Consider the following 14021-nt stretch of genomic DNA (forward strand, 5'->3'; position numbering starts at 1 on the left):
TGACCCGCACGTGATCGACGTACCGAGGCTGGTCGTCGCCGCGCCCGCGTCGGGCACCGGCAAGACCACCGTGACCACGGGCCTGATGGCGGCGTTCGCGCAGCGCGGGCTGCGGGTGTCGCCGCACAAGGTCGGGCCCGACTACATCGACCCCGGGTACCACGCCCTCGCCACCGGTCGCCCGGGCCGCAACCTCGACGCGTACATGTGTGGAACCGACCTGGTGGGGCCGCTGTTCGCGCACGGTGCGCAGGGCTGCGACCTCGCCGTGGTCGAGGGGGTGATGGGTCTGTACGACGGGGCGTCGGGGCAAGGCGAGCTGGCGTCGACGGCACAGGTCTCCAAGCTGCTGCGGGCGCCGGTCGTGCTGGTGGTGGACGCGTCCTCGCAGTCCCGTTCGGTGGCCGCGCTGGTGCACGGCTTCGCGTCCTTCGACCCGCAGGTGCGGATCGGTGGCGTGATCCTCAACAAGGTCGGCTCCGACCGGCACGAGGAACTGCTGAGGGACGCCCTGGAGGAGGCGGGCATGCCGGTGCTCGGCGCGCTGCGGCGGGCCGAGGGGGTGACCACCCCGTCCCGGCACCTGGGTCTGGTGCCCGTCGCGGAGCGGCACCGGGACGCGACCGCGGCGGTGGCGGCCATGGCCGAGACGGTGCGCCGGGGGTGTGACCTGGACGCGCTGTGGGCGCTCGCCCGGACCGCTCCCCCCGTGGACGCGACCCCCTGGGACCCCGCCGGCGCGGTGCCCGTGCGCCCGGTGGACGGCGCCCGGCCGGTGATCGCGGTGGCGGGCGGCCCGGCGTTCTCGTTCCTGTACGCGGAGCACCCCGAACTGCTGACCGCGGCGGGCGCGGAGGTCGCCGTCTTCGACCCGTTGCGCGACGAGCGACTGCCCGAGGGCACGACGGGCCTGGTGATCGGCGGCGGCTTCCCCGAGGTGTACGTGGGCGAACTGGCCGCGAACGAGCCGCTGCGGGCGGCGGTCGCCGCACTGGCTGCGTCGGGCGCCCCGCTGGCCGCCGAGTGCGCGGGCCTGCTGTACCTGGCCCGGTCGCTGGACGGGGAGCCGATGTGCGCGGTGGTGCCCGGGGACGCGCACATGTCGGGACGGCTCACCCTCGGGTACCGGGACGCGGTCGCCGTGTCCGACAGTCCGCTGGCGGCGGCGGGCACCCGGATGCGGGGCCACGAGTTCCACCGGACGGTACTGGAGCCGGGTGCCGGCGCCACGCCCGCGTGGGGGCTGCGCGGGCCGCAGCCCCGGGTCGAGGGCTTCGTCATCGGCGGGGTGCACGCGAGCTATCTGCACACCCACTGGGCCGCCGGACCGGGCGTGGCCGCACGGTTCGTGGAGCACGCCGACCGGTTCCGGGCGGCGGGGCCGACGGGCGCCGGGGCGGTGCCGCAGGGGCGGGCGCGGTCGTGCGCGGGCTGAACGCCTGCGGCCCCCGAACAGCGGGGGCGGGCGCGGGTTCGGGTGCGGTTCTAGTGCACGGCCGATCCGATCACCAGCCACATCAGGGCCGCCCCGGCGACCGTGCACAGCAGCGTCGAACGGGCGGGGTGGCGGTGGCTGGCCTCGGGCAGGATCTCGGCCGCCGCGATGTACAGCAGGGCCCCGCCGAAGAAGCCGAGGTACCCGGCCAGGGCCCCGGCCCCGATGGTGAACAACAGGGTGGACGCGGCTCCCACCACGGGGGCCACGGCATCGGCGAGGAGCATGGCGAAGGCCTTGCGCCGGTCGTTGCCGTAGGCGCTGGTGACGGTGTACGTGTTGAACCCGTCGGCGAAGTCATGGGTGATGACGGCGATCGCGACGGTGGCCCCCATGGCCGCGTCGACCTGGAACGACGCGCCGATGGCGATGCCGTCGGCGAGGCTGTGCGCCACCATCGCGGCTCCCGCGCCCAGCCCGACCTGCGGCACCCGGTCCGGCTCGTGCGCCCCGTGCTCGGCCTGCCGCAGGGCCAGCAGCCGCTCCCCCACATGGGCGGTGAGGAACCCCCCGACGAACAGGAGCAGCGCCAGCGGGACGCCGTGCACGGGCCGGGCCGCGCCCTCCAGTGCTTCGGGCAGCAGGTCGAAGCCGACCACGCCGAGCATCAGCCCGCCCGCGAAGCCGAGCACCAGGTGGCGCCGGTCGACGACCCGGTGCGCCGCCCACCCCCCGACGAGCGTCATCACGAACGAACCCAACGCCACCAGCACGGCCATGGTCCCTTGCTAGCGGATGCGCGGCCCCGAAGCACGGACGCGATCCGCTGATCACCCGACCGGCGCCCGTTCCCCCCACCACCACGCACCCCGAGAGGAGCCCGCGGATGACCCGGTCCCGGTTGCCGGACGGCGTCGGTGTCGTCGCCGGGGTCGGCGCGGCGCGCGGAGTTCCGTACGCGGAAGTCCTGGCGCTGGTGCGCCGGGTGCTGGCCGAGGCCGGGGTGTCGCCGGCCGCGCTGGTGGCCCTGGCGACGGTCGACCGGCGGGCCGAGGAGCCGGGGGTCGTCGGTGCCGCGCGGCGACTCGGGGTGCCCCTGTGGGGTCATCCGGCGGCGGACCTGGCGCGGATCGCGGTCCCGCATCCGTCGGACGCGACCCTGGCGGCGGTGGGCACGCCCTCGGTGGCCGAGGCCGCCGCGCTGCTCGGGGGCGGTGAACTGCTCGGGGGCGGTGAACTGCTCGTCCCCAAGCGGAAGTCGGTGGGCGCGGACGGGCGTCCGGCGCGGGCGACCTGTGCGCTGGCCCGGCACGTCCGGGGCGGCGCCGCGCGCGGCCGGGGCCCGGGCGCGCATGTGACCATGGCGGGCACGGCGCCGGAACCGATCGGTGTCGGACGGGAACGAGAGGCCGGTGGCGGACGACCACCGGCGGCGGGCGGGAGCACGGATGTCCACTGAGGTGAGGCCGGCGGGACGGGGCACGGCCGGGTACGACCTGCGCCACCACGGGGACGCGGAGGTGCGCGGCGACGGGCGGTCCCTGACCGATCTCGCGGTGAACGTCCGGGCGGGGACGCCGCCCCCGTGGCTGCGGGAGCGGATCTCCGGTGCGCTCGACGGGCTCGCCGCCTATCCGGACGGGCGGGCGGCCCGGGAGGTGGTCGCCGCGCGGCACGGGGTGGCGGCCGAGCGGGTGCTGTTGACCTCGGGGGCCGCGGAGGCGTTCGTGCTGCTCGCGCGGGCGTTGTCGCCGCGGCGGGCCGTCGTGGTGCACCCCCAGTTCACCGAGCCGGAGGCGGCGTTGTTGGACGCGGGGCACCGGGTGGGCCGGGTGCTGTTGCGGGCGGAGGACGGGTTCCGGTTGCGGGACGGGGCGGTGCCCGAGGACGCGGACCTCGTAGTGGTCGGGAACCCGACGAACCCGACCTCGGTGCTGCACCCCGCCGACGCGTTGCTGCGGCTGGCGCGCCCGGGGCGGACGCTGGTGGTGGACGAGGCGTTCATCGACGCGGTGCCCGGGGAGCGGGAGGCGGTCGCGGGGCTGGACGTGCCCGGGCTGGTGGTGTTGCGGAGCCTCACCAAGACCTGGGGGCTCGCCGGGCTGCGGGTCGGGTACGTGGTCGCCGGCGCAGAGACGGTGCGGCTGCTGGAGCGTGCACAGCCGCTGTGGCCGGTGTCCTCGCCGGGGTTGGTGGCGGTCCAGGCGTGTCTGTCGGAGCGGGCCCGGGCGGAGGCGGCCGGTTTCGCGGAGGCGGTGGGCGCGGACCGGGCCGGGCTGCTCGCCGGGTTGGCCCGGCTCGCGCCCGCCGGGGTCCGGGTGTACGGGGTGCCCGAGGCGCCGTTCGTGCTGTTCCGGGTGCCCGACGGGCTCGACGTGCGGGAGCGGTTGCGGGGGCACGGCTTCGCGGTGCGGCGGGGGGACACGTTCCCCGGGCTGGGGCCCGACTGGCTCCGGGTGGCCGTCCGGGACGGCGCGACCTCCGCTGCGTTCCTCGCGGTGCTGGAACAGGTGCTCTCCCCCGCCGGGGCGTGAGCGGTCCCGACGGGGGGCGTCGTGCACGGTTGTCCCGCGGGGTCCCGGCGGGCGCTCGGTCGTGACCGAGGGGCCGCCGGGGCCGGGTGGCGCCGGGTGGCGCCGGGCGACGGTGCGGCGCCCCGGGGGCGGGGCGTCGGGTGCCGCTCGGCGGCCACGGCGGGGATCAGGACTGGCGGCGGGCCCGCCGGGTGACGTACAGGGCGCTCACGCCGCCGGCCAGCAGGAGGGCCGCGCCCCCGGCGATGTAGGGCGTGGCCGAGCTGCCACCGGTCTCGGCGAGGTCCTCACCGGGGCCGGTCTGGGGCTTGGTGCCCTGGTCCGCCGGCTTGACCGACGCCTCGGGCTCCTGCCGCGGCGGCGTGGACGGGGCGGCCGACGCGGGGGCGGCGGGCGTCTCGCAGGTGGCCCGGGCCAGGGTGACGGTGCCGTTCACTTCGGCGACGTTCAGCTTCAACGGGTTGATGGACACCTTCAGTTCCAGTGCCGTCGCGGCGGCGGTCCGGGTGGTCGTGGCCCGCCGGGAGAGGTCGAGCCGCACCTCGCCGACCCCGGGCACCTCGACCTCGGTGGTGCCCCGGGCGGTCAGGGTGACCGTCTTGCCGAGCACGGTGACGTGACCGAGGACGTTGGCTTCGGCCACCGGCTGCCGGCCGACCGCGCAGACGGCCTTGGCGGTGACCTTCTCCACTTCGATCAGGGACAACAGCGGCAGCCCCGGGACGTTCACCCGGGCCCGTACGAGGTTGCTGGACCCCTCGGCGCGCCCCCGTTCGACGGTGGCCCGGGCCTGGGCGGCGGCCGCGCGCAGAACGGTGAACGGCTTGCCGCCCTCCACCCCGTCGAGGCGTGCGGTGAGTGCGGTTTTGTCGGCGCTGGCCGGCGCCTGCACGTCGTTCAGGGAGACCGTGAGCGGCACGTTCACGGTCTTGTTGAGCAAGGAGACGTCGAGTCCGGTGCGGAGCACGACGGCGCTCGCCTTGCCCTCGCCGCCGGTGGCGTGCGCGGAGCCGGCGCCGACGAGGACCGTGGACGCGGCGGCCAGCGCGGTGGCGGCGGCGGTCACGCCGAGACGGCGCGCGGGCAGGCGAAAGGCGTTGCTGTTCAAGGTGGTGGGACCCCCACGAGAGACATCGGAACTGAACGGCGGGGTCGCTCGGGGCACCGCGACGGGGACCGAAGCGGGCGGCGACCGTGCCGTTGGAGTGAATACTCGCGCACCGAGAGTGAACAGCCGGCAACCTGGCGTGAGTTCACCCCAAAGTGGGGTTTTCGTGCTCTTGTTTGAATATTCGGGCACGGATGTGCACGTCCGTCACCCAGGTGACCGCCCACCTGCGGCGTCCCGGCCGATCAGCGGACGCCCCGCCCCTCGGACGCACCCCCGGCCGGGAGGGTGGATGACGTCACGTCAACCACCGTCCCGGAGCCGGGAGATGATCGGCTCAGCCGACGATCCGGCCGCGCAACACGATCCGGCGCGGCACGGCGAGCATCCGCACGTCCGCCCGGGGGTCGCCCTCGTACACGACGAGGTCCGCCGGGGCCCCCTCGGTCAGCCCGGGGCGGCCCAACCAGGCGCGGGCTCGCCAGGTGGTGGCGGAGAGCGCCTCGACGGGCGGGATGCCGGCGCGGACGAGTTCGGCGACCTCCGCGGCGACCAGGCCGTGGGCGAGGGAGCCGCCCGCGTCCGTCCCGACGAAGACGGGCACCCCCGCGTCGTAGGCGGCGCGCACGGTGTCGTAGCGCCGGGCGTGCAGTCGACGCATATGGGCCGACCAGCGTGGGAACTTGGCCTCGCCGCCGTCCGCGAGCCGGGGGAAGGTGGCGATGTTGACGAGGGTCGGCACGATGGCCACGCCGCGCTCGGCGAACAGCGGGATCGTCTCCTCGGTGAGGCCGGTCGCGTGCTCGACGCAGTCGATGCCGGCCTCCACCAGGTCGCGCAGGGAGTCCTCGGCGAAGCAGTGCGCGGTGACCCGGGCGCCCCACCGGTGGGCCTCGGCGATCGCCGCCTCGACGGCGTCCCGGGGCCAACAGGCCGTGAGGTCGCCCGCCTCGCGGTCGATCCAGTCCCCGACGAGTTTGACCCAGCCGTCCCCGCGCCTGGCCTCCCGGGCGACGTACGCGACGAGGTCGGCGGGTTCGACCTCGTGGGCGTAGTTGCGGATGTAGCGGCGGGTGCGGGCGATGTGACGGCCGGCCCGGATGATCCGCGGCAGGTCCTCGCGGTCGTCGATCCAGCGGGTGTCGGAGGGCGAGCCGGCGTCCCGGATCAACAGGGTGCCGGCCTCCCGGTCGGCCAGCGCCTGCCGTTCGGCGGTCTCGACGGAGACCGGGCCGTGGGCGTCGAGCCCGACGTGGCAGTGCGCGTCCACCAGCCCGGGCAGGGCCCAGCCCTCGACGGTGGTCACCTCGCGGGCCCCGGCGGGCCGCTCGTAGGTGACCCGGCCGCCGACCACCCACAGTCCGTCCCGCACGTCCTCGGGGCCCGCCAGTACCCGCCCCCTGACGTGCAGCACCGTGTGATCCGTCATGTCCAGCACCCTAGTGTCCCCGCCCGGGCCTGCCGCCCGGGCCGGGCGGGGAACCCGAGGGTGCCTACGGGCGCCTCACAGCAGCAGTCCCAGGGGCAGCGCCGCGGCATCGGCGGCGGGCCGGGACAGGTACAGGTCGGCGTGGTAGTAGCCGTCCGCCTCCCGGTCCGCGGTGCGCAGCCCGATCCCGGCCAGGGCGTCGAACGCCGCTTCCCGTTCGGCGTCGTCCGCGAAGCGGCGCTGGCGGAAGGTGCGGGCGGGCAGCTTCTCCGTCACCAGCCCCGAACGGGCGAGGAGATCGGCGATCGCCTGGTAGGGCACGGTGCGCAGCACGAACGCGGCGACCCACGGCGGGTGGGCCACGCAGTCGAGGAGGGTGTGGAAGGTCCGGGTGCGGACGTAGCCGATGCCTCCGGTCACGGTGATGAGGTCCGTGGCCGCCAGTGCGCGGCGCAGGGCGGGGCTCGCCGCGGCGACTTCGAGGTTCTCCGCGAAGGAGTGGTCGTGCAGGCCGGTGTCGCGGGCGTACCCGACGGCCCGGGGCGCCGCGTCGATGCCCGTCACCGACACGGCTGCGGGTGTGCGGCGCGCGTCGAAGAAGGCCCGGTCCTCGATCGCCAGGTCCCGGGAGGACAGTGCGGCCACCCGGGGGGAGGCGTACCGGGCGTACAGCTCGGCCAGGGTGACCCGGTGGTTGAGGAGCGCCGCGTTGATCCCGTACGAACAGCACAGGTCCACCACGGTCAGGGGCGTGCGGCCGGGGTGCAGACCGTGCAGGGCGTCGACCAACACCCGGAAGACGGCCTGGCCGTGGTGGGGTATCTGGTACCCCAGCGGGCGCAGCGTCTCGAAGTACGGGCGCGGGTCGGGACAGTCGTAGATGCTGCCGAAGTTCGCTTTGCCCCAGTCTGCACTTGCGGGAGGACTGCTCGGCCCTGCCGTCACGGGAGGTCCCTCCTGACGTGCGTCGCCATGCAAAGGACTCGACGTTCCGCAGAACTGCGGAATCTGTGCGCCGGTGCGCCACGGCTCCTGCTTCCGCCTTCGCGGCGGCGCCCGGGGAGGGGCGGGCCGGGCGGGGCTGCACGCCCACAGTGTCACCAGCCCCGCCGGGCCGGTGCCAGCGGGAAACCGGCCAACACACCGGCGGCCCCCGACGGGGGCCGCCGAACGGCTGTTTCCCCGCCGGTCGGGCTCCCGCCCGGTCCCCCGTCACCTGCGGTTACGCTCATGAAGTCCGCTGGCGATCCGCGGGCCTTCGTTGACCGGAAAGAGCACCGCCGTGACGCACCCCCTTCTCGACCTGGCGCCCCTGACCGCCGACCGCTTCGCCGCGATCGAGCGGCGCGTGGCGGGGTTGCTGGACACCGAACAGGACGTCGTGATCACCCAGGGCGAGGCCCTGCTCCCCCTGGAGGGCTGCATCCGCAGCGCGGCCGGCCCGGGCACCACCGCACTGAACGTCATCACCGGGCCGTACGGTCAGACGTTCGGCGACTGGCTGCGGGACTGCGGTGCGAAGGTCGTCGACCTCGCGGTTCCGTACCACGCGGCGGTGTCGCCCGAGCAGGTCGAGGAGGCGCTGGCCGGCCACCCGGAGATCGACTTCGTGTCGCTGGTCCACGCGGAGGCCGCGACCGGGAACACCAACCCCGTCGCGGAGATCGGCGAGGTCGTGGCGCGGCACGGCGCGCTGTTCATGGTGGACGCAGTGGCGTCGGTGGCCGCCGAGCCGCTGCTGCCCGACGCGTGGGGGGTCGACCTGTGCGTGATCGGGGCGCAGAAGGCGATGGGCGGGCCCGCCGGGGTGTCGGCGGTGTCGGTGAGCGAGCGGGCGTGGCAGCGGATGGCGGCGAACCCGCGCGCGCCGAGGCGTTCGTACCTGTCGCTCCTCGACTGGAAGGAGCGGTGGATCGACGCGGGGCGCAAGGCGCTGCTGCACGCCCCCGCCCAGTTGGAGATGCTGGCGCTGGAGGCGTGCATCGAGCGGATCGAGGCCGACGGGCTGGACGCCGTGACGGCGCGGCACGCGACGGCCGCCCGCGCGGTCCGGGAGGGTGCGGTGGCGCTGGGCGCGGGGCTGGAGCCGTACGTCCACGAGGCCCGGCACGCGGCGCCGGTGGCGACCACCTTGCGGGTGCCGGACGCGGTGGACGCCTCGGCCGTGGTGGCGCGGGCGCTGGCGCTGGACCCCGGGCTGCCGCTGGTCGCCGGGGGCGGCGCTCTGGCCCACGAGATGATCCGGGTGAACCACTACGGCCCCGCTGCCACCGCGGAGACCGTCGAGCGGTCGCTGGCCGCGCTGGGCCGGGCGCTGGCCGCCTGAGCCGGTCGGCACGGCCGTCGGAGCCGGTCAGCACGGCCGTCGGAGGTCCGGGCCGAGGTCCGGGCCGAGGCTGGTCGGAGGCTGGCCGGTGGGCTGCGACACGGCTGCCGGGTCGGATGTCGGGGGCGGGCGTCGGGCACCTCCCGGAACCGCCCCGGCGCCCCCGCGCACGGCCCGGTGCGCGGCGGTCTTGACACGAATCACCTGCGTGGGACGTAATTCATGGAACTTCGGTTGCCTCGTCGCCCATAAATTCAGAGTTATTTTCCAGGCAATGGGCCCCTATTCTTCTGCCCGGTTCCACAAAGGCTAAACGCTAAGATTTCGCGAACATCGCGTAACACCGATCGGCGTAATTCCGACAGCTTCCCCAGGTGTCGCGACCCTGTGACCCATTCCACACCAAGCCCGCTTCGTACGCATAAATCCCGTACAAAGCGGGCTTTTCGCTGCCTTCTCGCGCGGACCCACGCGCCCGCGTGATAACACAGCACCCCGTTCGCCGTAACCCCGCAGGGCCATGCAATCCAAAGAATTGGTCGGTAAATTAAATCCGCATGACCGCTGCACGAGCAGACCTGAAAGAACAATTCCGAGAAATGCCCGCCGGATTGCGGATGGACCGTCCAGAGGTGGCTGACGGTGCCGCCGTATGGCGGATAGCCCGCGACTCGGGGACCCTCGACCTCAACTCCTCGTACAGCTACCTCCTGTGGTGTCGGGACTTCGCCGACACCTCGGTGGTGGCGCGGGACGGGAGCGGGCAGCCGGTCGGATTCATCACGGGTTACGTGCGCCCCGCCCACCCGGGCACCCTGGTCGTGTGGCAGGTGGCGGTCGACGCGGCGCACCGGGGCCGGGGCCTCGCCGCCGCCCTGCTCGACGGGCTCACCGCACGGGTCGCCGCGGACCTCGCGTCCGCGCCCTTCGCCCTGAACCGGGTGGAGACCACCATCACGCCCGGCAACACGGCCTCCGAGCGGCTGTTCACCTCCTTCGCCGCACGCCACGACGTCCCCGTGAACCGTGAGGTGCTGTTCGACTCCGGTGCCTTCCCCGACGGCGGTCACGCCCCGGAGATCCTCTACCGCATCGGCCCGTTCGGCACCTGACCCGTACCGGACGGGGGCCGCCTCCCCACGGCCCCGCACCGCGACCGCTCGCCCCGCCCCTGTCACCCCGACCAGCCAGGAGAACCCCGTGAGCATCACCCAGCCCGACCTGAGCGTCTTCGAGACCCTGGAGTCCGAGGTGCGCAGCTACTGCCGCGCCTGGCCCACCGTCTTCGACCGCGCGCAGGGCAGCCGCATGTACGACGAGGACGGCCACGCCTACCTCGACTTCTTCGCCGGTGCCGGTTCGCTCAACTACGGGCACAACAACCCGGTCCTGAAACGCGCCCTGATCGACTACCTGGAACGGGACGGGGTCACCCACGGCCTGGACATGTCGACGTCCGCGAAACGGGCGTTCCTGGAGTCGTTCCAGAACCTGGTGCTGCGGCCCCGCGACCTCCCGTACAAGGTGATGTTCCCCGGCCCGACCGGGACCAATGCGGTGGAGTCCGCGCTGAAGCTGGCCCGCAAGGTGAAGGGCCGGGAGTCGATCGTGTCGTTCACGAACGCCTTCCACGGGATGTCGCTGGGCTCGCTCGCGGTGACCGGCAACGCCTTCAAGCGGGCCGGTGCGGGCATCCCCCTGGTGCACGGCACCCCGATGCCGTTCGACCACTACCTCGACGGCCGCGTCCCGGACTTCCTGTGGTTCGAGCGGCTGTTGGAGGACCAGGGGTCGGGGCTCAACCAGCCCGCCGCGGTGATCGTGGAGACCGTGCAGGGCGAGGGCGGCATCAACGTGGCACGGGCCGAGTGGCTGCGCTCGCTCGCGGACCTGTGCGCCCGCCGGGACATGCTCCTGATCGTCGACGACATCCAGATGGGCTGCGGACGGACCGGCGCGTTCTTCTCCTTCGAGGAAGCGGGCATCGTGCCGGACGTCGTCACCGTGTCCAAGTCGATCAGCGGCTACGGGCTGCCCATGTCGCTGTGCCTGTTCAAGCCGGAGCTGGACATCTGGGAGCCCGGGGAGCACAACGGCACCTTCCGCGGCAACAACCCGGCGTTCGTGACCGCCGCGGCGGCCCTGGAGACGTACTGGTCGGACGGGCCGGCGATGGAGAAGCAGACCCTGTCGCGCGGGCAGCAGGTCCAGGAGGCGCTGGGCTCGCTGGTCGACGAGCACCGCGACGAGGTCAAGGACTACCGGGGCCGCGGCCTGGTGTGGGGCGTGGAGTTCCACGACCGGGGTCGGGCCACCCGGGTGGCCCGACGCGCCTTCGAGCTGGGGCTGCTGATCGAGACGTCGGGCCCCGAGGGCGAGGTCGTCAAGCTGCTCCCCGCACTGACCATCACGCCGGACGAGTTGGAAGAGGGTCTGCGCACCCTCGCCCGAGCGGTGCGCGAGACCGCCTGACCGACCCGGGCCCCGGGCGCCCCGCCCCGCTCGGCCGACGCCGCCCGGACACCGGCCGGCCGAGCCCCCCGTACCGCACGGGACCCGTAGCCGCGGGAAACCCGTAGCCGCAGAACTCACAGCACACACAGAAGGGCAGCACACCAAGTGATCGTCCGATCGTTCAAGGACATCGAGGGAACGGACCGGCACGTGAGGTCACGCTCCGGGACCTGGGAGAGCAAGCGCATCGTGCTCGCGAAGGAGCGGGTGGGCTTCTCCCTGCACGAGACGGTCCTGTACGCGGGCACGGAGACGTCGATGTGGTACGCGAACCACATCGAGGCCGTCGTGTGCGTCGAGGGCGAGGCGGAACTCACCGACGACGAGACCGGCGAGACGCATCTGATCACCCCCGGCACGATGTACCTGCTCGACGGCCACGAACGGCACACCCTGCGACCGCGGACGGACTTCCGGTGCCTGTGCGTGTTCAACCCGCCCGTCACCGGGCGCGAGGACCACGATGAGAACGGCGTCTATCCGCTGCTGACCGAGGAGGCATGACCCCATGACCACCACGACCCCCGGGCGAGTCGACCTGTACCCCAGCCGAGGCGCCTCGGAGGTGTCCGTACCGCGACGGGACCCGGTCGTCTGGAGCGGCCCGGACACCCCGGGTCCCGTCGCCCGCGAGGACCTGGCCTCGTACGAACGGGACGGCTTCCTGACCGTCGACCAGCTCATCACCCCCGCCGAGGTGGCGGTCTACCGCGCGGAACTCGACCGCCTGGTGACCGACCCCGCGATCCGCGGCGACGACCGGTCCATCATCGAACCGTCGTCACGGGAGATCCGCTCGGTCTTCGAGGTGCACCGGATCAGCGAGGTGTTCGCGGGCCTGGTGCGCGACGAACGGGTGGTCGGCAGGGCCCGGCAGATCCTCGGTTCGGAGGTGTACGTCCACCAGTCCCGGATCAACGTGAAGCCGGGGTTCGGGGCGTCCGGGTTCTACTGGCACTCCGACTTCGAGACCTGGCACGCCGAGGACGGGCTGCCGAACATGCGGACGGTGTCCGTGTCGATCGCGCTGACCGAGAACCGCGACACCAACGGCGGGCTGATGATCATGCCGGGTTCGCACCGGACGTTCCTCGGCTGTGCGGGGGCCACCCCGGAGGACAACTACAAGAAGTCGCTCCAGATGCAGGACGCGGGCACCCCGTCGCACACGGCGCTCACGGACTTCGCCGACCAGCACGGCATCCGGTTGTTCACCGGCGCGGCGGGCTCGGCGACCTGGTTCGACTGCAACTGCATGCACGGCTCCGGGGACAACATCACCCCGTACCCGCGCAGCAATGTGTTCATCGTCTTCAACAGCGTCGAGAACGCGGCGCAGGAGCCGTTCGCGGCACCGGTCCGACGTCCGGAGTACATCGGCGCCCGGGACTTCACCCCCGTGCACTGACCCCCGGCCGGACGCACGTCCACCCGGGCGGTGCACCCCGAAGGGGCGCGGGACCCGCGCGCCCGCGCCCCGCCCCGGGTCACAGCCGGTCGAGCAACTGGTCCACGTCCGCCTCGGTGTTGTACAGGTGGAAGGCCGCCCGCAGGTTCCCCGCCCGGTCGGACAGCTCGATGCCCGCCCGGCTCAGCTCGCCCTGCCGCGCCCCCAGACCCGGCACCGCCACGATCGGCGAGCCGGGGGACGGGATCGGTTCCAGACCGCGGGCGGCCAGTCCGGCGCGGAAGCGGTCGGCGAGGGCCAGGTCGTGGGCCCCGATCCGCTCGGTGCCCAACTCCTCGATGAGGGCCAACGAGTGGCGCGCCGCGGCGTACGCCAGGGTGCTCGGGCTCTCGTCGAACCGGCGGGCCGAGCGGGCCAGTTCGGTGACGGGACCGTAGCAGCTGTCCCAGGGGTTCTCGCCGGACGCCCAGCCCGTGAAGACGGGCCGCAGCCCGCCCAGGTCCTCCGGGACCACCAGGAAGGCGACTCCGCGCGGGCACAGCAGCCACTTGTACGCGACGGCGGAGACGAAGTCGTACGCCCCGGCGTCCAGCGGCAGCCAGCCCAGGCCCTGGGAGGCGTCCACATAGGTGCGCGCCCCGTGGGCGAGCGCGGCCTCCCGCACCGCCGCCAGGTCCGCGACCCGGCCGTCCGCCGACTGGACCGCGCTCAGCGCGACCAGGCTCGTACTGGGGCGGACCGCGTCCGCGACCCGCTCCAACGGGACCTCCCGCACCAAAAGGTCGCCCCGGGTGTGGAACGAGGCCACGGTGGAGCTGAAGTCCTGCTCGACGGTGAGCACTTCGGCGCCCGGCGGCAGCGCGGCGGCGATCAGCCCCGTGTACACGGCGACGGACGCCCCCGCGGCCACCCGGCTCGCCGGCACCGAGACGATCCGGGCGAAGCTCTCCCGGCTCCGGTGCACATCGCCGAACAGGTCGGTCGGCCGGCCGGTCGTCGCGGCCTCCACCGCCGACCGCAGCGCCGTCACGGTCCGGGCCGGCGACAGCCCGGTGCTGGCGGTGTTCAGATAGGTCGTCTGGGGGGCGAACTCGGCGCGGACCGTGGTTTCGTCAAGCTTCTCCATGCTCCTCACTGTGCCCCTCCCGGGCCGTCCGGTCCATGCCGCGCCGGCCGAACGGGGCTCCCCTCCCCCCACGCGACGGAGCCGGGCACCGGGCCGGTGGGCGGTGAACGGGCCCCGGCACACGGCGGGTTGGGTCCAGCG

Annotated in this window: 13 protein-coding genes; 8 read left to right on the forward strand and 5 right to left on the reverse strand. The window is 73.8% G+C overall.

Translation table 11 applies throughout. The annotated features are described in order from the left end of the window. The first annotated feature begins 10 nt into the window (after positions 1-10). The gene (locus ACFV88_RS02755) at positions 11-1435 is read left to right on the forward strand and encodes a cobyrinate a,c-diamide synthase (protein ID WP_385485256.1); all 1425 of its coding nucleotides are present in this window, start codon (positions 11-13) and stop codon (positions 1433-1435) included. A 50-nt stretch (positions 1436-1485) separates the two neighbouring features. Here the strand turns inward: ACFV88_RS02755 and ACFV88_RS02760 are convergent, their stop codons facing one another. Continuing rightward, positions 1486-2214: a ZIP family metal transporter gene (locus tag ACFV88_RS02760; RefSeq protein WP_385485258.1), complete on the reverse strand. Its 729-nt coding sequence runs from the start codon at positions 2212-2214 to the stop codon at positions 1486-1488. A gap of 107 nt (positions 2215-2321) precedes the next feature. On the opposite strand from ACFV88_RS02760, the gene ACFV88_RS02765 reads away from it, so the two are divergent. Together ACFV88_RS02765 and cobC are read left to right on the forward strand one after the other, a co-directional pair. Beyond that, the gene (locus tag ACFV88_RS02765; protein ID WP_385485260.1) at positions 2322-2894 is read left to right on the forward strand and encodes a cobalamin biosynthesis protein; all 573 of its coding nucleotides are present in this window, start codon (positions 2322-2324) and stop codon (positions 2892-2894) included. Beyond that, positions 2884-3969 carry an Rv2231c family pyridoxal phosphate-dependent protein CobC gene (gene cobC, locus ACFV88_RS02770; RefSeq protein ID WP_385485262.1) on the forward strand — a complete coding sequence of 362 codons (1086 nt, stop codon included), beginning with the start codon at positions 2884-2886 and terminating at the stop codon, positions 3967-3969. The genes ACFV88_RS02765 and cobC overlap by 11 nt, the downstream gene beginning before the upstream one ends. A gap of 166 nt (positions 3970-4135) precedes the next feature. On the opposite strand, the gene ACFV88_RS02775 is transcribed toward cobC, so the two are convergent. From ACFV88_RS02775 to ACFV88_RS02785, 3 genes are all read right to left on the reverse strand, one after another. After that, on the reverse strand, positions 4136-5077 hold the full coding sequence (locus ACFV88_RS02775) for an SCO1860 family LAETG-anchored protein (protein ID WP_385485264.1): 942 nt from the start codon (positions 5075-5077) through the stop codon (positions 4136-4138). 337 nt (positions 5078-5414) lie between these two features. Further along, entirely contained in the window at positions 5415-6506 is a 1092-nt protein-coding gene (locus ACFV88_RS02780; RefSeq protein ID WP_385485266.1) for an amidohydrolase family protein, read from the reverse strand. 75 nt (positions 6507-6581) lie between these two features. After that, positions 6582-7451 carry a hypothetical protein gene (locus ACFV88_RS02785; protein ID WP_385485268.1) on the reverse strand — a complete coding sequence of 290 codons (870 nt, stop codon included), beginning with the start codon at positions 7449-7451 and terminating at the stop codon, positions 6582-6584. Positions 7452-7788: 337 nt separating this feature from the next. On the opposite strand from ACFV88_RS02785, the gene ACFV88_RS02790 reads away from it, so the two are divergent. The 5 genes from ACFV88_RS02790 to thpD all read left to right on the forward strand — a co-directional run bounded on the left by ACFV88_RS02790 (position 7789) and on the right by thpD (position 12754). Next, a complete protein-coding gene (locus tag ACFV88_RS02790; RefSeq protein WP_385485270.1) occupies positions 7789-8832 on the forward strand; it encodes a pyridoxal-phosphate-dependent aminotransferase family protein in 1044 nt (347 codons plus the stop codon). A gap of 557 nt (positions 8833-9389) precedes the next feature. After that, positions 9390-9944, forward strand: a complete 555-nt coding sequence (ectA, locus tag ACFV88_RS02795; RefSeq protein WP_385485272.1) for a diaminobutyrate acetyltransferase — start codon at positions 9390-9392, stop codon at positions 9942-9944. A gap of 88 nt (positions 9945-10032) precedes the next feature. After that, positions 10033-11304: a diaminobutyrate--2-oxoglutarate transaminase gene (gene ectB, locus ACFV88_RS02800; protein ID WP_385485274.1), complete on the forward strand. Its 1272-nt coding sequence runs from the start codon at positions 10033-10035 to the stop codon at positions 11302-11304. Positions 11305-11451: 147 nt separating this feature from the next. Continuing rightward, positions 11452-11850, forward strand: coding sequence for an ectoine synthase (locus ACFV88_RS02805; protein ID WP_385485276.1), 399 nt, complete (start codon positions 11452-11454; stop codon positions 11848-11850). Positions 11851-11854: 4 nt separating this feature from the next. Continuing rightward, complete coding sequence (gene thpD / locus ACFV88_RS02810; protein WP_385485278.1) at positions 11855-12754, forward strand: ectoine hydroxylase; 900 nt, start codon at positions 11855-11857, stop codon at positions 12752-12754. A gap of 79 nt (positions 12755-12833) precedes the next feature. On the opposite strand, the gene ACFV88_RS02815 is transcribed toward thpD, so the two are convergent. Continuing rightward, positions 12834-13880, reverse strand: coding sequence for an aminotransferase class V-fold PLP-dependent enzyme (locus tag ACFV88_RS02815; protein WP_385485280.1), 1047 nt, complete (start codon positions 13878-13880; stop codon positions 12834-12836). Between the last annotated feature and the right edge of the window lie 141 nt (positions 13881-14021).

The organism is Streptomyces sp. NPDC059816 (assembly GCF_042732055.1).
Lineage (GTDB): Bacteria > Actinomycetota > Actinomycetes > Streptomycetales > Streptomycetaceae > Streptomyces.

Bases quoted from the DNA above. Each gene is read 5' to 3' on its own strand.
- ACFV88_RS02760 (WP_385485258.1), bottom strand. From the start codon at position 2,214: ATGGCCGTGCTGGTGGCGTTGGGTTCGTTCGTGATGACGCTCGTCGGG.
- ACFV88_RS02765 (WP_385485260.1), top strand. From the start codon at position 2,322: ATGACCCGGTCCCGGTTGCCGGACGGCGTCGGTGTCGTCGCCGGGGTC.
- cobC (WP_385485262.1), top strand. From the start codon at position 2,884: ATGTCCACTGAGGTGAGGCCGGCGGGACGGGGCACGGCCGGGTACGAC.
- ACFV88_RS02780 (WP_385485266.1), bottom strand. From the start codon at position 6,506: ATGACGGATCACACGGTGCTGCACGTCAGGGGGCGGGTACTGGCGGGC.
- ectA (WP_385485272.1), top strand. From the start codon at position 9,390: ATGACCGCTGCACGAGCAGACCTGAAAGAACAATTCCGAGAAATGCCC.
- thpD (WP_385485278.1), top strand. From the start codon at position 11,855: ATGACCACCACGACCCCCGGGCGAGTCGACCTGTACCCCAGCCGAGGC.
- ACFV88_RS02815 (WP_385485280.1), bottom strand. From the start codon at position 13,880: ATGGAGAAGCTTGACGAAACCACGGTCCGCGCCGAGTTCGCCCCCCAG.